Origin of the sequence: Chitinasiproducens palmae (assembly GCF_900095735.1) — a bacterium.
Lineage (GTDB): Bacteria > Pseudomonadota > Gammaproteobacteria > Burkholderiales > Burkholderiaceae > Chitinasiproducens > Chitinasiproducens palmae.
The window spans coordinates 84,824-107,404 of the sequence record NZ_FNLO01000014.1; the positions used below are offsets into that span (position 1 = coordinate 84,824).

18 protein-coding genes, 1 tRNA gene and 1 riboswitch are annotated in these 22,581 nt (G+C 67.5%); of the genes, 14 read left to right on the plus strand and 5 right to left on the minus strand.

The window, feature by feature from the left end:
• The first annotated feature begins 7 nt into the window (after positions 1-7).
• The 11 genes from BLU54_RS20025 to nagZ all read left to right on the plus strand — a co-directional run bounded on the left by BLU54_RS20025 (position 8) and on the right by nagZ (position 11,784).
• Positions 8-541 (plus strand): sigma-E factor negative regulatory protein, encoded by a 534-nt coding sequence (locus tag BLU54_RS20025; protein WP_235838045.1) that lies wholly within the window; start codon positions 8-10, stop codon positions 539-541.
• A gap of 160 nt (positions 542-701) precedes the next feature.
• The gene (locus tag BLU54_RS20030) at positions 702-1,877 is read left to right on the plus strand and encodes a MucB/RseB C-terminal domain-containing protein (protein ID WP_091912350.1); all 1,176 of its coding nucleotides are present in this window, start codon (positions 702-704) and stop codon (positions 1,875-1,877) included.
• A gap of 143 nt (positions 1,878-2,020) precedes the next feature.
• A complete protein-coding gene (locus tag BLU54_RS20035) occupies positions 2,021-3,562 on the plus strand; it encodes a DegQ family serine endoprotease (RefSeq protein ID WP_091912352.1) in 1,542 nt (513 codons plus the stop codon).
• 287 nt (positions 3,563-3,849) lie between these two features.
• Positions 3,850-5,643 (plus strand): translation elongation factor 4, encoded by a 1,794-nt coding sequence (lepA, locus tag BLU54_RS20040; protein ID WP_091912355.1) that lies wholly within the window; start codon positions 3,850-3,852, stop codon positions 5,641-5,643.
• Positions 5,644-5,781: 138 nt separating this feature from the next.
• Positions 5,782-6,681: a signal peptidase I gene (lepB, locus tag BLU54_RS20045; protein ID WP_091912357.1), complete on the plus strand. Its 900-nt coding sequence runs from the start codon at positions 5,782-5,784 to the stop codon at positions 6,679-6,681.
• Positions 6,682-6,715: 34 nt separating this feature from the next.
• Complete coding sequence (rnc, locus tag BLU54_RS20050; protein ID WP_091912359.1) at positions 6,716-7,573, plus strand: ribonuclease III; 858 nt, start codon at positions 6,716-6,718, stop codon at positions 7,571-7,573.
• Positions 7,574-7,681: 108 nt separating this feature from the next.
• The gene (era, locus tag BLU54_RS20055; RefSeq protein WP_091912361.1) at positions 7,682-8,578 is read left to right on the plus strand and encodes a GTPase Era; all 897 of its coding nucleotides are present in this window, start codon (positions 7,682-7,684) and stop codon (positions 8,576-8,578) included.
• Positions 8,565-9,338 carry a DNA repair protein RecO gene (gene recO, locus BLU54_RS20060; protein WP_091912363.1) on the plus strand — a complete coding sequence of 258 codons (774 nt, stop codon included), beginning with the start codon at positions 8,565-8,567 and terminating at the stop codon, positions 9,336-9,338. Before era ends, recO begins: the two co-directional genes overlap by 14 nt.
• Complete coding sequence (gene pdxJ, locus BLU54_RS20065; protein ID WP_091912365.1) at positions 9,335-10,111, plus strand: pyridoxine 5'-phosphate synthase; 777 nt, start codon at positions 9,335-9,337, stop codon at positions 10,109-10,111. The genes recO and pdxJ overlap by 4 nt, the downstream gene beginning before the upstream one ends.
• Positions 10,108-10,500 (plus strand): holo-ACP synthase, encoded by a 393-nt coding sequence (gene acpS, locus BLU54_RS20070; RefSeq protein ID WP_091912367.1) that lies wholly within the window; start codon positions 10,108-10,110, stop codon positions 10,498-10,500. The genes pdxJ and acpS overlap by 4 nt, the downstream gene beginning before the upstream one ends.
• 159 nt (positions 10,501-10,659) lie before the next feature.
• On the plus strand, positions 10,660-11,784 hold the full coding sequence (gene nagZ / locus BLU54_RS20075) for a beta-N-acetylhexosaminidase (protein ID WP_091912473.1): 1,125 nt from the start codon (positions 10,660-10,662) through the stop codon (positions 11,782-11,784).
• A 101-nt stretch (positions 11,785-11,885) separates the two neighbouring features.
• Here nagZ and BLU54_RS20080 read toward each other — a convergent pair whose 3' ends face one another.
• The 4 genes from BLU54_RS20080 to earP all read right to left on the minus strand — a co-directional run bounded on the left by BLU54_RS20080 (position 11,886) and on the right by earP (position 15,856).
• Positions 11,886-13,244, minus strand: a complete 1,359-nt coding sequence (locus BLU54_RS20080; RefSeq protein ID WP_091912369.1) for a sigma-54-dependent transcriptional regulator — start codon at positions 13,242-13,244, stop codon at positions 11,886-11,888.
• 36 nt (positions 13,245-13,280) lie between these two features.
• On the minus strand, positions 13,281-13,634 hold the full coding sequence (locus BLU54_RS20085; protein ID WP_091912371.1) for a BON domain-containing protein: 354 nt from the start codon (positions 13,632-13,634) through the stop codon (positions 13,281-13,283).
• A gap of 232 nt (positions 13,635-13,866) precedes the next feature.
• Positions 13,867-14,424, minus strand: a complete 558-nt coding sequence (gene efp / locus BLU54_RS20090; protein WP_091912373.1) for an elongation factor P — start codon at positions 14,422-14,424, stop codon at positions 13,867-13,869.
• Between the two features lie 271 nt (positions 14,425-14,695).
• Positions 14,696-15,856, minus strand: coding sequence for an elongation factor P maturation arginine rhamnosyltransferase EarP (gene earP / locus BLU54_RS20095; RefSeq protein WP_235838046.1), 1,161 nt, complete (start codon positions 15,854-15,856; stop codon positions 14,696-14,698).
• Between the two features lie 118 nt (positions 15,857-15,974).
• Here earP and uvrC point away from each other — a divergent pair, with 118 nt between their 5' ends.
• The gene (uvrC, locus tag BLU54_RS20100) at positions 15,975-18,446 is read left to right on the plus strand and encodes an excinuclease ABC subunit UvrC (protein WP_091912375.1); all 2,472 of its coding nucleotides are present in this window, start codon (positions 15,975-15,977) and stop codon (positions 18,444-18,446) included.
• Between the two features lie 191 nt (positions 18,447-18,637).
• Positions 18,638-18,712, plus strand: a tRNA-Val gene (locus BLU54_RS20105).
• Positions 18,713-19,299: 587 nt separating this feature from the next.
• On the opposite strand, the gene BLU54_RS20115 is transcribed toward BLU54_RS20105, so the two are convergent.
• On the minus strand, positions 19,300-20,307 hold the full coding sequence (locus BLU54_RS20115; RefSeq protein WP_091912379.1) for a sodium:calcium antiporter: 1,008 nt from the start codon (positions 20,305-20,307) through the stop codon (positions 19,300-19,302).
• A 205-nt stretch (positions 20,308-20,512) separates the two neighbouring features.
• Positions 20,513-20,611: riboswitch (yybP-ykoY riboswitch) on the minus strand.
• 150 nt (positions 20,612-20,761) lie between these two features.
• Here BLU54_RS20115 and BLU54_RS20120 point away from each other — a divergent pair.
• The gene (locus BLU54_RS20120; RefSeq protein ID WP_235838047.1) at positions 20,762-22,570 is read left to right on the plus strand and encodes an ArnT family glycosyltransferase; all 1,809 of its coding nucleotides are present in this window, start codon (positions 20,762-20,764) and stop codon (positions 22,568-22,570) included.
• Positions 22,571-22,581: the final 11 nt, after the last annotated feature.

Below are 22,581 nucleotides of genomic sequence, written 5' to 3' on the forward strand. Positions count from 1 at the left end.
GAGGATGATGGAGCAAAGCGTCAAGAAGCAGGATGAAGGCAGCGAAGCGGCGTGGCTGTCGGGGTTCATGGACGGGGAGGCCAGTGCCGAAGGGACTGCGCTTTCCGCGGAGGGCCGCGAGACGTGGACGCTGTACCACCTGATCGGCGATACCTTGCGTTCCGACGACCTGGCCGCGCCGCCCGCGCAGTCGCTGGCCTTCGTCGGCGCGTGCAGCGCCCGGCTTGAAAGCGAACCGTTTTTGCTGGCCCCGTCCGCGCCTCGCACATCCGTCCCGCTGCGCCGCCGCGTACTGCCGGCGCTGGCCGTCGCGGCCGCGGCGACGATGGTGTGGATCGCAGTGCCGCAGCTGCAGGCCGTGTCCGGCGGCGACGCGCAACTCGCCGGGACCCCGACCGGTGCGCAGCCGGTCCAGCACCTGGCCGCGCGCGACGACGCCGACCTCGATCCCTATTTCCAGGCGCATCAGCGGCTGGCGCCCGATCCGATTCTTCGTGACGGCGCCGCACTGATGACAGTTTCCGCCGCGGCCGGCCGGTGAAGTTGCCCGGCAACGCGCCCGCCAGCAGGCGCGGTCACGGCGGTGTGCGCTGCGGCGACGGCTGCGGTTGCTGTGCCGCCCGCGTGCCGGGCCGGACCGGCACGCCGATCGTCCTGGCCACTGTCGCTGTTCTGCCCCGGCTCAAGGCCGATCCATATCGATGACCCCAAGTCGGCGCTTCATCCCCACGCTCGTCGCACGCAGACGGGCGCTGCACGTCGCGCGGCGCCTGCTGCGCGCGTCCCATGCCGCCTTGCCCGCACTGCTCGGTGCCGCCCTCGTGGCGAGCGCCGGCCTGTCCACGCAGGCGCTCGCACGGCACGGCGCGCCGTCGGCGCCACCTGCCCTGTTGAGCAGCGCGCCCGCCGACGGTGCCAGCCCGCAACAGCAGGCGCGCTGGCTGCAACGCATCGCCGACGCCGCGACCCGCCTCGATTACGAGGGCACCTTCGTCAATCAGCGCGAAGGCACGGTGCAGTCGTTCCGCATCACGCACGCGGCCGGCCCGGGTGACGACGGCTACCTGCAGGTCGACGCGCTCGACGGGACGCCGCGGACCACGCTCACCCATCTTGGACGACGGCTCACTTTCCTGCCGGGACGCAAGACCTTGATGATCGCCGCGCAGCAGGACGCGGCGGTGTTCCCGTCGCTCTTCAAGCCGACCGGCGTCGACGCCCTGTTGGACGTGTACAGCGTGCGGCCGCTCGGCACGCATCGTGTGGCCGGGCGCAGTTGCGAGCTGACCGAACTGCGTCCGAAGGACGCGCTGCGTTTCACCTATCGCTTCTGCGCCGACAGCGCGACCGGCTTGCTGCTGAGCGCGCAGACCGTCGATCGCCAGGACGTCGTTCTTGAGCAGGTTGCATTCACGGGCCTGCGCATCGGCGGCTTGGGCGAGACCGAACGTCTGGCGCTCGAGCGGCGCTACAACGAACGCAACGGCTGGCAGGTGATCGACGTGCCGACCGTTGCCGCGCTTGGTCCCGCGGTCAACGCAGCCGGCTCGGCTGCCGCGGGCGATGCGCGGCGCCTGAACTGCGACGTGCCGGGCTTCCGCAAGCTGGGCGAGTGGCGGCAGGCGATGGCGGCGCGGGCGCCCGGGCAGGCGCCGGTGTCCGTGGTGCAGGCGGTGTTCGGCGATGGCGTGACCGGAGTGTCCGTCTTCCTCGAGCCGGTCGGCACGAGCAATCGACAAGCGCGTCAGGTGCGCAGCGGCGCGACCAATCTGATCGCCGAGCAGCATGGCGAGCAATGGGTGACCGTGGTCGGCGAGGCGCCCATCGAAACGCTGCAGCGCTTCGCGTCTTCGCTAGAATACAAGGCCGCGAAGTAGTGCCGTTCCGATCCGGTCAGGCGCGTCCCTTGTCGTTTCGTCGGATCTCGACCACAATTTCAGCCCCGCGCTTAGTCCCGCTTTTTGGTCCCGCTTTTTGGTCCCGCCGTCGGGACCTTCACCGTTCAGGTTCGCCCCAGTTCATGACCGCATCCGTGCTTCAACGTCTGGTCGCAGCCGCCGTGAGCTGTGTGTCGCTGTCCTCCGTCGCCACGGGCGTGCTGGCCGCGCCCGCGCCCGCGGCTTCGGCGCCGCCTGTCGCGAGCGCACCGGCCGCGGCAGTGCCGGCCAGTGCCGCCGTGCCGACCGCGCCGCCGGCGGCCGCGCTGCCGAATTTCGCCGATCTGGTCGAGCGTGTCGGCCCGGCAGTCGTCAATATCCGCACCGCCGAGAAGATCCAGCGCGCGCAGCAGTCGTTGCCGCCGTCGCTGCGCGACGGCGACATGGCGGAGTTCTTCCGCCGCTTCTTCGGCATTCCGCTGCCCCGCGGCGACCAGCGCGACAGTCCGGCCGAGCCCGCGCCTTCGGAAAGCGAGCGCGGCACCGGCCTCGGCTCGGGCTTCATCATCTCGCAGCAAGGCTACGTGATGACGAGCGCGCACGTCGTGGACGGCGCGGACACGATCTACGTCACGCTTACCGACAAGCGCGAATTCAAGGCCAAGCTGGTCGGCATCGACGAGCGCACCGACGTCGCGGTGCTGAAGATCGAAGCGCAGGGGCTGCCGGTCGTGACGATCGGCGATTCGGATCGCGTGCGGGTTGGCGAATGGGTGGTGGCGATCGGTTCGCCGTTCGGACTCGACAACACCGTCACGGCCGGCATCGTCAGCGCCAAGGGTCGGGACACGGGCGACTATCTGCCGTTCATCCAGACTGACGTGGCGGTCAATCCCGGCAACTCGGGTGGCCCGCTGCTGAACATGCGCGGCGAGGTGATCGGCATCAACTCGCAGATCTACAGCCGCACCGGCGGCTTCATGGGCATTTCGTTCTCGATTCCGATCGACGAGGCGATGCGCGTCGCCGATCAGTTGCGCAAGTCGGGGCGGGTCACGCGCAGCCAGATCGCCGTGACCATCGGCGAGGTGTCGAAGGACGTGGCCAGCTCGCTCGGTCTGCCGCGCGCGCAGGGCGCGCTGGTCAGCGGCGTCGTGCCCGGTGGTCCGGCCGCGAAGGCCGGCGTGCAGTCGGGCGACATCATCCTGAAGTTCAACGGCCGCGTCATCGATCGCGCCACCGACCTGCCGCGGCTGGTCGGAGAGATGAAGCCGGGCGCCTCGGTGCCGATGACGATCTGGCGCAAGGGACAGTCGCGCGACGTAACCGTCCTGCTGACCGAGGCGGAGGGACCGGCCAGCGCGGCCACCCCGACGGCCGCGCCGCGCAGTGCCGGCAATGGCCTCGGCATCGCGGTGGCGGACCTCACCGAGAGCGAGCGCCGCGCGCTCGATCTCGGCGCAACCGGCGTGAAGATCACGCTGGCCGAAGGAGTGGCGGCCGAGGCGGGGTTGCGTCGCGGCGACGTGCTGCTGCGCATCGGCAACGTCGACGTGAGCAACGCCAAGCAGTTCGAGTCGATCGTCGCGCGCGTGCCGCCTGGCAAGCTGGTGCCGTTGTTGATCCAGCGTGGCGGCGTGACCATCTTCATCCCGTTGCGCGCCCGCGCGGCCGACGCGCGCTGACCGCGGCGGCGGTCGGTCCCGCGCCGCGCGGCCGGCCACCCCGTGGCGCCTCGGTTGCGCGCCGCGCACGGTTGGCGCACTGTTCGCGCCGCTTGCCCCGGCGCGCCTGCCGTGGCGCGCGACCGTGCGCCTGACAATTTGGGCTAGAATGCCGGGGTTCCAGGTGCCGTCAGCGGCACCTTGCGACGCCCGCGCCGCCGACGGCGTACCGATGCCGGCGTCCGCCCTCGATCCGATTTCTGGAAGGCGTGTTCCTGACGACACGCCTTCTTCGCTTAATGGCCCGCATGCAGCATATTCGCAATTTCTCGATCATCGCGCACATCGATCATGGCAAGTCGACGCTCGCGGACCGCATCATCCAACTCTGCGGCGGGCTGTCGGACCGTGAGATGGAAGCCCAGGTGCTCGACTCGATGGACCTGGAGCGCGAGCGTGGCATTACTATCAAGGCGCAGACCGCGGCCCTGACCTACAAGGCGCGCGACGGGCAGGTCTACGCGCTGAATCTGATCGACACGCCGGGTCACGTCGACTTCTCGTACGAGGTCAGCCGTTCGCTGTCAGCCTGCGAGGGTGCGTTGCTGGTCGTCGATGCCAGCCAGGGCGTCGAGGCGCAGACCGTTGCCAATTGCTATACCGCGATCGAGCTCGGTGTCGAAGTGGTGCCGGTCCTCAACAAGATCGACTTGCCCGCCGCCGATCCGGACCGCGCGATCGAGGAGATCGAGGAAGTCATCGGCATCGAGGCGACCGACGCGACGCTGTGCAGCGCGAAGACCGGGCTCGGCGTCGAGGACGTGCTCGAAGCGCTGATCGCGCGCGTGCCGCCGCCGAAGGGCGACCCGCAGGCACCGCTGCAGGCGCTGATCATCGATTCGTGGTTCGACAATTATGTCGGCGTCGTGATGCTGGTGCGTATCGTCAATGGCACGGTGCGCACCAAGGACAAGATCGAACTGATGGCCACCGGCGCGACGTTCCCGGTGGAACAGGTCGGCGTGTTCGCGCCGCGGTCGCGCCAGTTGCCGGAACTCAGTGCCGGACAGGTCGGCTTCGTCATCGCGGGCATCAAGGAACTCGGCGCGGCCAAGGTGGGCGACACGGTCACGCTGGCCACCCGCCGCGCGGCCGAGCCGCTGCCCGGCTTCAAGGAAGTCAAGCCGCAGGTGTTCGCCGGGCTGTATCCGGTCGAGTCGAACCAGTACGACGCGCTGCGCGAATCGCTCACCAAGCTCAAGCTGAACGACGCGGCGCTGCAGTTCGAGCCGGAAGTGTCGCAGGCGCTCGGCTTCGGCTTTCGCTGCGGCTTCCTTGGCCTGCTTCACATGGAGATCGTGCAGGAGCGGCTCGAACGCGAGTTCGACATGGACCTGATCACGACGGCGCCGACCGTGATCTACCAGGTACAGGCCCGCGACGGCACCGTGATGCAGGTGGAAAATCCGTCGAAGATGCCGGACCCGACGCGGATCGACCAGATCCTCGAACCGATCGTCACGGTCAATCTCTATCTCCCGCAGGAGTATGTCGGCGCCGTGATCACGCTCTGCACGCAGAAGCGTGGCGTGCAGATCGACATGAACTATCACGGCAAGCAGGTGCAGCTGACCTACGAGATGCCGATGGCGGAAATCGTCTCGAATTTCTTCGACCGGCTCAAGTCGGTGTCGCGCGGCTACGCGTCGATGGAGTACGAGTTCAAGGAATACCGGCCGTCGGACGTGGTGAAGGTCGATATGCTGGTCAACGGCGATCGCGTCGACGCGTTGTCCGTGATCGTCCACCGTTCGCAGGCGCAGTACCGCGGCCGCGAGGTCGCGGCGAAGATGCGCGAGATCATTCCGCGGCAGATGTTCGACGTGGCGCTGCAGGCGGCGATCGGCCCCAACATCGTGGCCCGCGAGAACATCAAGGCGATGCGCAAGAACGTGCTGGCCAAGTGCTACGGCGGCGACATCACCCGGAAGAAGAAGCTGTTGGAGAAGCAGAAGGAAGGCAAGCGGCGGATGAAGCAGGTGGGCAATGTCGAGATCCCGCAAGAGGCCTTCCTGGCGATCCTGCAGGTCGAGGACAAGTAAGCGCACGCATCGCCGCGCGCCCGCGTTCGCTGCGCGGCCGCGGCGCCCCTCCCGCCGCACCGCTGCACCGCCGTGCCCCCGCCGCCACGCGGCCACGCGGCCTGAACGGCTGGCACCGAGATACCAAGAGAAGTCGCAATGAATTTCACCTTGATCCTGTTCATCCTGACCATCGTCACCGGCGTGGCATGGCTGGCCGACCGTTTCGTCTTCATGCCGGGCCGCCGCCGCAGGGCGGATGCCGCGTTGGCGGAGTTCGACCGCCAGCAGCGCGCCGCCGGCACGCAGCATGCGCTGGCCGGCAACGAAGCCGCGAGCGCCCGCGCCCGCGTGCGTGACGAGCAACTGCGGCAGCCCTGGTGGCTCGAATACTCGGCCAGCTTCTTCCCGGTGATCCTGCTGGTGTTCGTACTGCGCTCGTTCATCATCGAACCGTTCAAGATTCCGTCAGCGTCGATGGTGCCGACCCTGCAGGTCGGCGACTTCATCGTCGTCAACAAATTTAGCTACGGCCTGCGGCTGCCGGTGCTGAACCGCAAGGTCGTGCCGCTCGGCGACCCGCAGCGTGGCGACGTCGTGGTGTTCCGTTATCCGGAGGACGAATCGGTCGACTACATCAAGCGCGTCGTCGGCCTGCCGGGCGACACCGTCTCCTACCAGGACAAGCGGCTGACGATCAACGGTCAGCCGGTGCCCGAACAGGCGCTGCCCGATTATTTCGATGCCGAGCGCGTGAACTACGCGAAGCAGTATCGGGAGGACCTGCTGGGTCGCAAGCACTTGATCCTGAACAACCCGTCGGTGCCGCCCTACGTGCTCGGCGCCAGCCAGTTCCCGAACCGGGAGGCGTGTCAGTACAACGACCGTGGCGTGGTTTGCAAGGTGCCGGCCGGCAGCTATTTCGTGATGGGCGACAATCGCGACAACAGCGCCGACAGCCGTTACTGGGGCTTCGTGCCCGACCGCAATCTGGTCGGCCGCGCCTTCTTCATCTGGCTGAATTTCGGCGACATGAAGCGGATCGGCCGCTTCGACTGACAGGACAGCCGCCCGCGCGGGTGACGGACAAGCGATGGCAACGCATGCGCTCGAAAAGCGACTCGGCTACACGTTCGGCGACGCCGGCCTGCTGGCTCGTGCGCTGACGCATCGTAGCCACGGCGCCAACCACAACGAACGCCTGGAATTCCTCGGCGATTCGGTGCTGAACTGCGCGGTCGCGGCGATGCTGTACCGCCGCTTCGGCGATCTGGACGAGGGCACGCTGTCGCGGGTACGAGCCGGTCTGGTTCGACAGGAAACGCTGCACGAGCATGCGCTGCGACTCTCGTTGTCCGACGCGCTGCTGCTCGGCGAAGGCGAACTGCGCAGCGGCGGCGCGCACCGTCCGTCGATCCTGGCCGACGCGCTCGAAGCGGTGATCGGCGCCGTCTATCTCGATGGTGGTTTCGACGCGGCCAGCGCGGTGCTCGAACGCCTGTATTTGCCGCTGCTCGACCGGGTCGACACCAGCGCGCGCGGCAAGGACGCGAAGACGCGGCTGCAGGAGCATCTGCAGGGCCGTCGGCTGGCGCTGCCGACATACACGCTGCTGGCCACGGTGGGCGCCGCGCACGATCAGGCGTTCGAAGTCAGTTGCAGCGTTCCGGCACTCGACGTAACGGCGAACGGTCGCGGCACCAGCCGGCGTGCGGCCGAGCAGGAGGCGGCGGCCGCGGTCCTGCAGCGGCTCGCGCCCGCAGACAGCTTGCCTGACGCGGCCGCGACCGTCGCGACAGCGGCATCGGCCGCCGCGCCGACAGCCGGAGCCACCGCCTCGCCGGCGCGCTCGCAGCGCGCGCCGCGGCCAACCTTGCGTCGCAAGGAGCGCGCGCCGTCCGAGGCGCGGCGCGACGCTGCCGACCGTTCTGGCGACGGCGATGAAGCCTGATTCGCGTGGCACGTTTCTCGCAGCACATGACTGGCCGTTCGCGCGCGAGCGCGGTCCGGCCGTTTCCACGGTTTTCACCGTTTGTTTCCTTACTCCGAGCTTCCCGTGATGGCGACGCCAGCCCCTGATTTCCGCTGCGGCACGATCGCGATCGTCGGCCGCCCGAACGTCGGCAAATCGACGTTGATGAATGCGATGGTCGGCCAGAAGATCAGCATCACCTCGCGCAAGGCGCAGACCACGCGTCACCGGATCACCGGTATCCAGACGCTCGACGATGCGCAGTTCGTGTTCATCGACACACCGGGATTCCAGACCCGGCACAACAACGCGCTGAACCGTACCTTGAACCGCACGGTGACGTCGACGCTCGCCGGTGTCGACCTGATCCTGTGGGTGATCGAGGCCGGCGTGCTGGGCGCCGACGACAAGCAGGTGGCCAGCCTTCTGCCGGAGGGCGCCAACGTGGTCGTGGTGGCGAACAAGAGCGACCGCGTAAAGGACAAGGAAACGCTGCTGCCGTTTCTCAAGCAATTGGCCGAGACCCGCGATTTCGCCGACATCGTGCCGATGTCCGCGAAGAGTCGCGACGACGTGCAACGCCTGTTGTCGCTGCTCAAGCGGTACCTGCCGTTCGGTGAGCCGATCTACGGCGAGGACGAGCTGACCGACCGCAGCGAGCGCTTCCTGGCAGCCGAAATTATTCGCGAGAAGGTGTTCCGCTGGACCGGCGAGGAAATCCCGTACACCAGCACGGTGCTGATCGAGAAGTTCGAACAGGAAGGCAAGCTGCGGCGCGTCTTCGCGACGATTCTGGTCAGCCGCGACAGTCACAAGGCGATGATCATCGGCGTAAAGGGCGCGAAGCTGAAGCAGATCAGCACCGATGCCCGGCTCGACATGGCCAACCTGTTCGACGGGCCGATCTATCTCGAAGTATTCGTCAAGGTACGCAGCGGCTGGGCCGACAACGAAGCGGGCCTGAGGGCCTATGGCTACGAGTGAGACGGTTGCGCGGCCGGCGCTGCCGCGCCTGCCGCCGCGCCAGGATCATCGTATCGCCCAGCAGCCAGGCTTTGTGCTGCACACCTATCCATACCGCGAGACCAGCCTGATTGCCGAGGTCTTCACCCGCGATCACGGCCGTCTGTCGCTGCTCGCGAAAGGCGCCAAGCGGCCCCATTCGGCGCTGCGCTCGGTGCTGCACACGTTTCAGCCGCTGGCGCTGGGCTGGACCGGCAAGGGCGAGCTGCGCACGATGACCCAGGCCGAGTGGCTCGGTGGCCTGCTGCCGCTGGGCGGCGACGCGCTGCTCTCGGGCTTCTACGCCAACGAACTGCTGTTGCGCTTCCTGGCCCGCGAGGACGCGCACACGCGTCTGTTCGATCACTACACGCTGACACTGACGCGGCTCGCCCACGGCGAGCCGTTGCAGCATACGCTGCGGGCGTTCGAGCGGGTGCTGCTGATGGAGACCGGCTACGGCCAGGCCTTCGACACCACCGACAGCGGCCGCCGGCCGTTCGAGCCGGCCAGCGTCTACACGTTCGAACCGGAACGCGGCTGGCGTGCGCCGCGCAACGATGACCCGACGGTCTGGCCGCAGGTGAGCGGGCAGACGTTGCTGGACATTGCCGGCGACGATTACCGCAACCCGCGCACCGCTGCGCAAAGCCGGCAGCTGATGCGTTTCTTGCTGCACCTGTACCTGGGCGGACAGACGCTCAATACCCGTCAGATCCTGATCGACCTGCAGAAACTATGAATCCTTTCGCCTCGGCCGGACCGGCCCTCGAACTCGGCGTGAACATCGACCATGTCGCGACGCTGCGCAATGCGCGTGGCACCGCGTATCCGGACCCGGTGGCGGCGGCGCGCATCGCGGAAGAAGCGGGTGCCGACGCAATCACGCTTCATCTGCGCGAAGACCGCCGGCATATTCGCGATGCCGACGTCGATGCGATCCGGGCGAGCATCGTCACGCGGATGAACCTGGAATGCGCGCTGACACCCGAGATGCTCGCGATCGCCTGCAAGGTGCGGCCGCACGACGTGTGTCTGGTGCCGGAGAAGCGCGAGGAGGTCACGACCGAGGGCGGCCTGGAAGTGGCCGGCCAGCGCGCCCGAGTGGCGGACGCCTGCGCGCAATTGCGCGAGGCCGGCAGCCGCGTGTCGCTGTTCATCGACGCTGAGCCGGCGCAGATCGACGCCGCCGCGGCGGTGGGGGCACCGGTCATCGAAATCCATACCGGGCGCTATGCGGACGCGGTGGACGACGCCGAGCGCGCCCGCGAACTGCGCCGCATCGTCGAAGGCGTCGCGCGCGCCGAGGCGCTGGGCTTGCACGTCAATGCCGGGCACGGCCTGCATTACACCAATGTCCAGCCGATCGCCGCGATGGCGGGGATCCGCGAACTGAACATCGGGCATGCGCTGATCGCGCACGCGGTGTTCGTCGGACTGGCGAATGCGGTGCGCGAAATGAAGGCGATCATGACGGCGGCGCGTTTTGGCGCGGCGCATGGCGCGCCGCAATGATCGCCGGCATCGGCACCGACCTGATCGAAATCGCGCGCATCGCGGCGACGCTGGAGCGCACCCATGGCCGCTTCGCGCAGCGCGTGCTGGGCCCCGATGAGCTGGCGGTCTACGAGGCGCGCACGCGCCGCCTGCCACGGCGCGGCTTGACCTATCTGGCGACGCGTTTCGCGGCCAAGGAAGCCTTTTCCAAAGCGATCGGACTTGGCATGCGCATGCCAATGACCTGGCGCGCGATGCAGACGCTGAATGCGCGCTCCGGTGCGCCGCAGGTCGTGCTTAGTGGCGTGCTGGCCGACTGGGTCGCCGAGCGCGGTTTGCGCTTCCACGTGAGCCTTACCGACGAACGCGAAATGGCGGTCGCCTTCGTGGTGGCCGAACGAGACTGACATTTGCTTCCTGACATGATCGATCCTTCCGTTTCTCCCGCAGGCCGGCCGGTACCGACGCAGCATGCCGTGCCGAATGCGGCCCCGAATGGGTCCTTGAAAGCGCCCTTGAATGCACCCTTGAATGCGACGCCCGCCGCATTGCCGCCCGGTCCATTGATGCTCGACGTGCTCGGCACCGAGTTGAACGCCGACGACCGGCGGCGCCTGCGCGATCCCGCGACCGGCGGCGTGATCCTGTTCGCGCGCAACTTTGTGTCGCGCGCCCAGTTGCTCGCGTTGACGGCCGCGATTCGCGCGGTTCGGCCGGAACTGCTCATCGCAGTCGACCAAGAGGGCGGACGGGTACAGCGCTTCAGGACCGACGGGTTCACCCGCGTGCCGCCGATGCGCGAGATCGGCCGCGTCGCGGCGACGGATCTCGGTCGCGGCATCCGGCTCGCCGCCGCCGCGGGGTTCGTGCTGGCCGCGGAACTGCGCGCGCACGGCGTCGATTTGAGTTTCACGCCGGTGCTGGACGTGGACATCGGCCGCTCCAGCGTGATCGGCGATCGCGCCTTCGATGGCGATGCAACACGCGTCGCGCTGTTGGCGGGCGCGCTCAATGGCGGTCTGCTGGCCGCCGGCATGGCGAATTGCGGCAAGCACTTCCCGGGGCACGGCCACGTGGCGGCCGACACCCATGCCAGCGCGGCGAGCGACGAGCGCGACCGGACGACGCTGCTGCGTGATGCACGGGATTTCCTGGCGGTGGGCGCGTCGTTGCGCGCGGTGATGGCGGCGCACGTCGTCTACCCCGCGGTGGACAGTGTGCCGGCCGGCTTCTCGAAGGTATGGCTGAAGGACGTGCTGCGCGGACAGCTCGGCTTCGATGGCGCGGTGTTCAGCGACGATCTGTCGATGGCAGGGGCGCGCGTCGCGGGCGACGTATTGGCCGGCGCGCGCATGGCGCTGCGAGCAGGCTGCGACATGGTGCTGGTGTGCAACGATGGCGCCGCGGCCGACCGCGTTCTCGACGGCTTAGGCGACGGCTTAGGCGACGGCTCAAGCGACGGTCCGAGCGACGGTGCCGGCGCAACGACCCACTCGACCACCGGCGCAGCGGCGGGCGCGGAGCCGGCCGCTGCCGATTCCGCTTCATTTCCAGACTGGGATCGCGCCAGCCGACAGCGCATTGCGGCGCTGCGGCCGAGCGGTACGGCATGGGATTTCGAGACGCTGCGCGGCCGGGACGACTACCAACTCGCCGTTCGCGCGCTCGCTGCGCTTGCCGCGGTGGCTTGAGCGAGACGCGGCCGCTTGATGCTGCAAGCGAGTTCCTGCGCTGCGCATGGCCGAGCGGGCGGGGCGGTCCGTCGAATCCAGACGGAGTCCGGCTCGCGCCGCTAGTACTTCATCCGCTGCAGCTTGTTATACAGCGTCTTGGGGCTGATGCCGAGCATCGATGCGGCGCGATGACGGGTGCCGCCGACTGCATCCAGCGTCGCGCGGATCAGCATCTCCTCCACATCGGCCAGCGGCGTGCCGACATCGATGTGCACGCTGCCGCCGCGACTGCCTTGCCCATTGACCTGGCCGTCGAGCGCCGAGATGGTCAACAGATCGTCGGCGCCGCGATAGGCCTGCTCGATGGCATCGCGCAGTTCCTTGACGTTACCCGACCAATTGCGCGCTTCGAGGGCCGCAAGCGCGTCGGCCGCCAGCCGCTTGTTGCCGCCTTCGCGTTGATTGAACAGGTCGACGAAATGGTGCGCGAGTTGCGCGACGTCTTCGCGGCGCTCGCGCAGCGGCGGGATGGACACGGTCGATGCCTCGAACGCAAGATAGAGGTCCTGACGCAACCGGCCTTCGGCGACCGCACGTTGCGGATCCTGGGTCGTCGAGGCGATGACCCTGAAGTCGGCCGGCAGATCGACGCTGCCGCCCAGGCGCTGAAACGTGCGCGAGCGAAGCGTGGCTGCCAGTGCGTGCTGGTGTTCGATCGGCAACTGCGTCAACTCGTCGAGGAACAAGGTGCCGCCGCTCGCGCGCTCCAGCGCCCCGGCCGCCCGGCCATCTGCACTCAGGAACGGCGTGGCCGGCCCGCCTTGTTCCTGGCCGAACAGCATCGTCGCGAATGGCCGGCTGCTCGCCGCGATCCGGCAGTCGAAGCTGACGAACGCACCCTTGCGGCGACGGCTCATCTGATGCAGCGTCTTCGCGGCGATCTGCTTGCCAGCGCCACTTTCGCCGACCAGCAACACCGCGTGTTCGGTGCCGGCGTGCTGTTCCAACGAATCGTAAAGCGTATTGATCGCTTGCGAGCGCCCGACCATCGGTCCGAAGTGACCGAGCTGGCGCAGCTGCGCCTTCAGCGTCTGGACCTGCTCGGTGAGTTCGAACGGGCGCGGAATGCGCGCCAGCAGGCTGCGCAGGCGGGGAATGCTGACCGGCTTGAGGAGATAGTCCCAGATGCCGTGGCGCAATGCCTCGATCGCGCTTTCGACGGTGGCGTTGCCAGTCATCACGATGACCGGCACCGAGGCGTTAGGCGGTTGCAGCGGCAGATGCGGCAGCAGGTCCAGGCCTTTGCCATCGGGCAGGTTCAAATCGATCAGCACGATGTCGGGAATGAAGCGCGACAGCGCACGCTTGGCTTCGGCGAGCGTCGCGGCGGTATCAACCGAGAAGTCGTCGGCTTCGAGGATCGCGGCGAGTCCCGAGAGGCTGTTCGGATCGTCTTCGACTATGAGTGCGTGAGGCATGTTCGGCTTCGCAGTGGGCGGCAGGCATGCCGGGTGTCAGGGCGTGGCGACACGCAGTGCGTTGATGACGCCGTCGACGCCCTCGACGTTGCGCGCGACCTCGGCGGCCGCGACGCTTTGGTCCGCGCTGCCGACCTGGCCGGACAGGGTCACGACGCCGCCCTGGCTGTCCACTTTCACATCGGTTCCAGACACCGCGGCCGTGCGCAGCAGCTCGGCCTTCACGCGCGCGGTCACCGTGGTATCACGTGAAAACGCGGTCGCGTTGGCGCGGGCATTGGCCGAGGCGCAGCCGCCCAGCTGCGTGACGGCGAGCGTTGCCGCCAGGGCGGCAACAGCCAGTGTGGACCAAGGTGCGGCAAAAACGCGCGCCTGCGTGCAATGCGTCATCGAGATCGGTCCTGACAAGCGGGAAGGGTTGCCGACCTGGACCCGCAATCAGGCGCAGTCGGCATGAATGGCTTAAAGCATATTGCATGCCATTGCGGCGCGGCACGGCGCTTGCACAGTTCGCCGGCAATCGCATGGCAAGTCGGCCGGCTTAGCGGTAAAAATAACCTGCGAAAAACGCCGGGCGAAAAAAAACGCTCCGGAAACGGAGCGTTCTTCAAGGCAGTTGGTTTTACGCGCGGCTGCGATATTCGCCAGTGCGGGTGTCGATTTCGATCTTGTCGCCGATCGCGCAGAACAGCGGCACCGGCAGTTCCATGCCGGTCGAGATCTTGGCCGACTTCATCACCTTGCCGGACGACGTATCGCCCTTGACGGCCGGTTCCGTATAGATGATCTCGCGCACGACCGTAGTCGGCAGGTCCACCGAGATCGCCTTCTCGTTATAGAACACCACCTCGCACGCCATGCCGTCCTCGAGGTAGTTGAGCGCGTCGCCCAGGTTCTCGGCTTCGACTTCGTACTGGTTGTAGTCGGCGTCCATGAATACGTACATCGGGTCGGCGAAGTACGAGTACGTGACTTCCTTGCGTTCCAGCACGACGACTTCGAACTTGTCGTCGGCCTTGTAGACCGCCTCGCTCGCCGCGCCAGTCAGAAGGTTCTTCAACTTCATCTTGACCACGGCCGAGTTGCGGCCCGATTTGTTGTAATCGGCTTTCTGCACGACCAGCGGATCGTTGCCGACCATCACGACGTTACCGGCGCGAAGTTCCTGAGCAGTCTTCATAAGGGTCCTGAACGGTTGTTCCGGCGCAGTCCGAGAGCCGCACGCGCCGCTTGAAACGGTTGCTTGGCGAACGCCGGCCGCGTTCGCAGATTCGGTTGCCGGCGGGCCGCGGCTGCTTGCCATGCCTGCCCGCCTCGCGCCTTTGGGGCGCGCATCGTGCCGCCGGATGCCGCGCGCCCGCGCATTCCACGAACGAAATGCGCCGGGCGGCGACACCGCCACGGTTGCCAACGCGGCAATGCCGGATGGCTGGCCGATGACCAACTCGCAATTATAGCCTTTCTTCTGTAAATTCAACTAGTTTTGCCGCAAGCCCGGCTTGTCCGCCAAGCCGCTCGGCCCACTGTGCCGCATGGCGGCGCCAGCCGGGCAAGTGCGCGTCCGCGTTTCGCCAGGCCAGCCCGGCGCGCGCCGCCTGCTCGGGACGATTCCAACTCTCGAAGCAAGCGATGATTGCGCTGGCCACCGCTTCGTCGAGCCCGGCCGTGTAGCGCTGCAGGAAAGCGTCGAGCTTGGGCAGATGCGCACCGTCGTCCTGTGGGTAGATCTGCCAGCAGAATGGCCGGCCCGCGAGTTGCGCGCGCACGAAGGAGTCCTCGCCGCGGACGAAATTCAGGTCGGCCAAACGGAGCAGGCGGTCGTAGTCATCCTGTCTCAGAAAGGGCAAGGCATGCACGGTCAGCGCATCGCGTCGTGCCACGGCGCCGGCGGCCAACGGTTGGCCCAGCGCCGCCGCGACGCCGGCACTGGCGCGCGACTCAGGCACCAGCAAGACGGTTGGCGCGCCGGCATGGCGCCAGGCATCGAGCAACGACGGCAACGACGGGTTCTCGTACGCGAAGAGGGACACGAGCCGGCTGTCCGCCTGCGGCGGGGCGCCCGCCAAGCCCAGTGCGCGCCAGGTGCCGGCGCGATCCGCATCGACAGCGGCGAAACGCGCGCCAAGGTCGGCTTCGACCAGCAAACCGCCGCTGCCTACGTCAAAACCCGGGAAGAAGAACGTCTTCGACAGGGGCAGGCGCGGGTGGGGCGATGCGCAGCCATGCAGCGCCGTGGTCCAGGTCTCGGCGCTCAGGTATTCGAGATTGAGCCAGACGGCCGGTTTCGCGCGCGCCGCCGCCGCAAGACTTGCTTCGTAGGCCGACGGCAGTGCGCAGGCGAACGCTTCGATCACCACCTCCACCGACGGGTCGGCGCGCACGGTGTCGCGCCACGGCACCACCTGCACGCTGCCGGCGCCGACCGCCAGGCCGGACGGTGCGTCCACTGGCCCGGCGAGCGCGCGCAGCGGCACGGCGTCGTCGATGATCAGCCGCACTTGCCAGCCGTGTTCGCGCGCCAGCTGGCGGGCCAGCCGCCAGCACACGCCCGCGTCGCCGAAGTTGTCGACCACGCGGCAAAACAGATCGCAGCGGCGACCGGGCAGAGGCATTGCTTGCATCCAGGTGTGGCGTCGCCGGGCGCCGGTCGGCGCAAGCCGCTTCCGCGCCGGTCGAATCTCTTTAAACTGGCGATTCTAGCCGAACGCAAGCAGGCAAGTCCGTCCCAGCATGTCCGAATCCCCAGTGCCCTCTCCAGCAGGCGCCAGCACCGATGCAGCGGCCCGGCCGGCGCCCGCCGACCGTGCCGCGCTCAAGCGCCAGATCCGCCAGTTGCCGAACCTGCCCGGTGTCTACCGCTACTTCGACGAGGCCGGCAACGTGCTGTACGTCGGCAAGGCGCGCGACCTCAAGCGGCGGGTGTCGAGCTATTTCACGAAGACGCAGGCCTCGCCCCGCATCGCGATGATGGTCTCGCGCATCGCGCGTCTCGAAACGACCGTGACGCGTTCCGAAGCCGAGGCGCTGCTGCTCGAAAACAATCTGATCAAGGCGCTGACGCCGCGCTACAACATCCTGTTTCGGGACGACAAGTCGTATCCCTACCTGAAGCTCACCGGTCACCGGTTTCCGCGCATGGTCTATTACCGCGGCGCGATCGACCGCGGCAGCCAGTACTTCGGTCCGTTCCCGAGCGCGTGGGCGGTGCGCGAGAGCATCCATATCCTGCAGCGCGTGTTCCGTTTGCGCACCTGCGAGGATTCGGTGTTCAACAACCGCACGCGCCCCTGCCTGCTGCATCCGATCGGCCGTTGTACCGCGCCATGCGTCGCTGCCATCAGCCAGGAGGATTACGCGGCCGACGTCCACAACGCGGCCCGCTTCCTGCGCGGACAGCAGGGCGAATTGATGAGCGAGCTCGAAACGAAGATGCAGGCGTTCGCCGGCGAGCTGAAATTCGAGCAGGCGGCCCAGGTGCGCAATCAGATGAGCGCGCTGGCCAGCGTGTTGCGCCAGCAGTCCGTGGAGACCGGCAGCGACAGCGATGCCGACATCCTGGCCGTCGTCGCGCATGGCGGCCGCGTCTGCGTCAATCTCGCGATGGTGCGGGGCGGCCGGCACCTCGGCGACAAGGCGTATTTCCCGAGTCATGTCGAACGCAGCGTCGCCGGCGCACCGGACATGGAAACTGTCGGCACGGCCGCCGCCGACGCGAGCGTGGCGGATCTGACGTTGGCTGACCATGCATTGGCCGATCCGGCGTTGACTGATCCGGCGTTGGCCGATGCAGCGACGCACGATACCTTGGCCGCGCTGGCCGACCCGGACGAACTTGCGGCCGCCGTCGACGAGCGGGAAGCCGAAGCGGACGCCAGCGACGAAGGGCGCGTTGCTGTGACTGACCACGCGACTGTCAACACGGCTGATGACGGGGCCGAGGGCGCCGGTGAGGACGGCACGACCGCTGATGCCAGCGTTCACGACGAGGCGGCGACGCGTTCGCTCGAAGCCGACGTGCTCGAAGCCTTCATCGGCCAGCACTATGCCGGCCAGAGCGTGCCGCCGGTGCTGGTGGTCAATCAGAAGCTGCCGAACCGGGAATTGATCGACCTGCTCGCGGAGCAGGCCGGTCACCGCATCGCGCTGATTCGCCAGCCGCAAGGCCAGCGGCGCGCATGGTTGACGATGGCCGAACAGAATGCGCGTTTGTCGCTTGCGCGGCTGCTCGCCGAATCGGGCTCGCAGCAGAGCCGCACGCGCGCGCTGGCCGATACGTTGAGCATCGACGCTAGTGCGCTGGAGGGCGGCAATCTGGACACGCTGCGCATCGAGTGCTTCGATATCAGCCACACGATGGGGGAGGCCACGCAGGCTTCGTGCGTGGTCTATCACCACCATGCGATGCAGAGCAGCGAATACCGCCGTTTCAACATCAACGACGTGATCGCCGGTGACGATTACGCGGCAATGCGGCAGGTCTTGACGCGCCGCTACGAGCGGCACGCAACGACGGGCGAGACCGCCGACGAGGCGTCGGGTGAGATGGCCAGTCAGGCGGCCGATCACGCGGCCGATGAGACGGCCGGCGAGGCGGCGGTACGGCTCGCAGAGGACGGCGCCGCCGAAGCCGCCGTTGCAGCGAGCGGCGACACCGAGGCCGGCGCGCATGCCGGTCCCCTGGCCGGCGACGGGGGCGATGATGGAGTCGATGCCGCGGCCGCTGTCCCGGCGCGCCGTGCCGTCAAGGCGCCAGCGATCCTGCCGCATATCGTGCTGGTCGACGGCGGCAAGGGTCAGGTCGAAGTGGCGCGGCAGGTATTCGTCGAACTGGGTCTCGATATCGGCATGATCGTCGGCGTCGCGAAAGGAGAGGGGCGCAAGGTCGGACTCGAAACCCTGATCTTTGCGGATGGCCGCGCGCCGCTCGAGCTGGGCAAGAACAGTGCGGCGCTGATGTTGGTCGCCCAGATTCGAGACGAGGCACATCGGTTCGCGATAACCGGCATGCGCGCGAAGCGCGCGAAGGCACGGCAGCGCTCGCGGCTCGAAGAGTTGGAGGGTATCGGGCAGAAGCGACGCCAACGTCTGTTGGCGCGCTTTGGCGGACTGCGCGGCGTGATGGCGGCAAGTGTCGAGGAGCTCGCGAGCGTCGAAGGCATTTCGTGGACGCTCGCGGAGCAGATCTATCAGCAGTTGCATTGAGCCGGCCGAGCAAGCCGCGTCGAAAAAGCTTTACTTCGTGCCGTCTGTCTGCAATAATTCTTGCCTTCCTCGGTGCTCGACGGCGCAGCGGGATGGCTCGAAAGACCTTGGGCCATGCGGCGACGGCGGTTGATTGCCGGCGGGACGGCGGTCCGCAGCATTGCGGATGTCTGCCAGGCAATGCAGGGTTTGGGCGGTTAACTCAGCGGTAGAGTGCCACCTTCACACGGTGGAAGCCACTGGTTCGATCCCAGTACCGCCCACCAAATTCTGCTTGTTATTGATTGATTGTCTTTCGTCGCGCGTCTGTCCTTGCTTTTCTGTCCTTGCTTGCTCGTTGCCGCTTCCTCCCGGAGAAGGTTGGCGATGGTGTCGAAGCGTGGAGCACTCGATGCACACGTGTCTTCGGCGGCTGATCAGCAGCGACTGTCTTCCGCGCGTTCAGCGCACTCAACACTTCCCGGATTTCTGTTCGACCGCCGCTCGTGCGTTGCGATAGTGCCGACAGCACTGCATTGGTGGCGCGCTGTCTCCGCGCGCCTGTCTGTTCATGCTGCAGCAGAATTCGTTCGCTGAACGGTCCGGTCCGACCCGCGGCACCGATCTCGGCGCCGATCTCGACAACGCAATCCGCAGGTTGCGCGCTGGCGCACGACGCGGCGCACTCCGCAACGTGAAGGGCGGATGGAAATGCGACACGCGCGACCTCATCGCGACGGCTCGACGCTGGACATAAGCAGCCAGTGTCGGCCGCGGCGCGCTGGCCACATTGCCGGCGGCGCAGCGTCTTCGTTCATGTCTTCGCGCAATTCTTCGCGCATGTCTCCCCGGCTGCGATACCGTTGTCGTCCCGCTAGCGGGTCAGCATGATCGCCAGGTAGCCCACGTAAAGCGCGCCGTTGACCATCAGCGCCCACAACGCGATGCCGCGTTGGCCGTTGGCGTTCAGCCGCAGCCACAGCGCTGCCGCCAACGTCGCGATCACCCCGGTAAGCACCTCGATGCGTGGCTGCCACGGCGTGAGCAGAATGCCGATCGCGGGCAGCAGCGTGCCCTGGAACACCATCGCGCCCGTGATGTTGCCGAACGCGAGGGTGTCCTTCCCGCGTCGCACCCACAGGATGCTGTTTACCTTCTCGGGCAGTTCGGTCGCGATCGGCACGATCAGCAACGACAGCAGCAGCGCCGAAATGCCGAAGTGTGTCGAGGCGTCGCGCACACCATCGATAAAGCCTTCCGCGCCGATCACCAGCAGAACCAGGGCGGCGCCCAGTTGCACCGCCAGTGTGATGCCGTTGGCCGGTAGCCGCAGCCGGGTGAGCAGCAGCGTGCCGGGCGCTTCGGTGCCGTGACCCACTGCCACCAGTCCTTTCGACGCGCGCACGGTGGCCACGATGTACCAGACATACGTCGCTACCAGCACCACGCTGAGGGCCGCGCGCGCGCTCCAGGCCGCATGCGGAATGAACATCGCCGCGGTCGCGACCGCGAACGCGAACAGGAAGAAATCGAGATCGCGCTTCAGACCGGTCGGTTCCGGTGCGATATGGCCCGAGGCGCCTCGCTTGCCAAACGCGACCGCCGCCATCAGGCAGGTGGACAGCGTCGAGAGCATCAGCGGCGCGCCCAGGATGGCACCGACACCGATCTCGTCGCTGACCGAGCCGTTGCCGGTGCTGCCGGTGATCGCCAGGATCGGCACCAGCGTTTCGGGCAGCGCCGTGCCGACCGCCGCGAACAGCGAACCGGTCACGCCTTCCGAGATGCCGAGCCGTTCGCCCAGGTGCTCGAGGGCATTGGTGAACAGTTCGGCGGCGACAAGGATGATGACGAGCGTGGCGAGAAGCTGGACGGCCGTCATGCGGCACGCCCTTGCGCACGGCAACGGTGGTCGGCCGGCATGGCGGCGGAACGAGACGCTGAAGGAGCGGTCTGCGCACGACGACTGGGCGCGTGCGGCAAGCGTGGACGGCGAGCTTGGATCATGACAGGGGCGGCCGGACGCGTTAACCAGTGACGCGTGCCTGACCGTCCGGCGACGCCGGGCACGCGACATTGGTCTCGCCAGCCCGACGGGCCGAGCACACCACGGCGCTTGCCGAGTATGTTGACGTGCTCTTTCTTCCGGGGCGGAAGAGCGGCTACTCCCCATTGACGGCGCCATTCTAAAGTGAGCGGCAGCGGCTGACAACCTCGCGTGCGCCGTGACGCTTGCCCGCAACTGTGAGAAGACGTGACGTCGCCGCCGCAACCCCATTGCGGCACACTTGCGGCATGCTATTCTTCGCGCCTTTTGTGGATGGCGAGACCTTTCCATGCGCAAGCAGACACCCTCGAATGCGGCTGAGACCCACGCGCCGGCCGGCGCCGGTCGCCGAGCCGATGCCTGGCCTGCGCGCGTCCCGATCTTGCCGCTCTGGCTGATCCTCTGCTTCGCGGCCTGCTACCTGCTGCCGGGCAGTATCGGCCACGAGCCGTGGAAGCAGGACGAAACCTATACGTTCGGCATCATCGATCACATGCGGCGCACCGGCGACTGGCTGGTGCCGACCAATGCGGGTCAGCCGTTCATGGAGAAGCCGCCGATCTATTCGTGGGTCGCGGTCGCGCTCGTCCATCTGCTCGGCCCCTGGTTGCCCGCGCACGACGCGGCACGGCTGGCCAGCGTGCTGTTCATGCTGGTCGGCTTCGCGGCGGCGCTGCGCCTCGCCAGCCGCGCATATGGTTGTCACTGGCGCGCGCTGCCGTCGCTCGCGGTCGCCGCGCTGATGGCCGGCTCGGTGCTGGTGCTCAAGCACAGCCATGACCTGTTCACCGACGTCGCGCTGCTCGCGGGTGCCAGCCTTGCATGTTGCGGCCTGCACGGCATCGTGGCGGACATGCGCGATGGGCGCGCGCGAGCGCGCACCGCTGACGTGGTGCTGTTCGGCGTCGGTGTCGGTCTCGCCCATCTCGCCAAGGGCGTGTTTCTGCCGGCCGTGTTTCTGCTCGCGACCTTGCTGCAGATCGTTTGGCATCCCGAATGTCGTCGCGCAAGTTATGTCGGCGCGGTCGCCTGGGCGGTCGCCGTCTGTGCCCCGTTCCTGCTGATCTGGCCGGCACTGCTCGAACAACGTTCGCACGCATTGTTCATGGCCTGGTTCTGGGACAACAATGTCGGCCGTTTCCTGGGCTTCTCGGTGCCTCAGCTCGGCAGCGACAACGAGCGTGGCTTCGTGTTCAAGGCGCTGCTGCTCGGCACCTTCCCGCTGGGCCTGCTGGCCGTGCTCGGCGCGGCGCGCATCACGGTGACCGAGCGGCGCCGCTGGCGGGCGCCGCATCTTTCGATAGCGCTGTCGTTGACGGCCATCGGTCTGGCACTGCTGATCGAGTCCGCCACCGCGCGGCAGCTGTACCTGCTGCCCTTTGCGTTGCCGCTGGCCCTGTTGGCGGCCGAAGCGATGCCTGCCCGGCTCGGCCGCACATGGGCGGCAGTGGACTGGTCGCTGCGCCTGGTGTTCGCGGGTCTCGCCGGGCTGGTCTGGTATCTCTGGTGGGTGATGCGTGCCCCGGTCGACGGCGCGCGCGGCGGCCCGGTGGCCATGCTGGGCAAGTGGTTGCCGCTCGACTATGTACTGCCGGCGCAAGGCGTGGCGATTGTCGCCGCCTGCGCGCTGAGCGCCGGCTGGCTGGTGGCAATGGCTTGGCTGCCGCGCGTCGGCCGCTGGCGCGCGCTGCTCAGCTGGCTATGCGGCCTGACGCTGATCTGGGGGCTCGTCGGCACCCTGCTGTTGCCCTGGCTGGACCGGGCGAAGAGCTATGGGCCGGTGTGGCGCGATCTCGCGCAGCATATCGCGCCGGTCTGGCGCGATGGCGACTGCATGGCGAGCATCGATCTCGGTGAGGGGGAGGCGCCAATGCTCTACTACTTCGCCGACATCCTGCATCAGCCAGTCGACCGGCCGGACCGCACCAACTGTCGTTGGCTGCTGACGCAGGGGCGTGCGCACGCGGCCGAGGCGGACCCGCGCGCGTGGGCCGCCTTCTGGCACGGTGCCCGGCAAGGCGACCGCGACGAGTGGCTGGAAGTGTTCGAACGCCGTCCGGACGCCGGCCGCGCGACGACGTCAGGCCAGCGTCGCTGACATGGACGGCG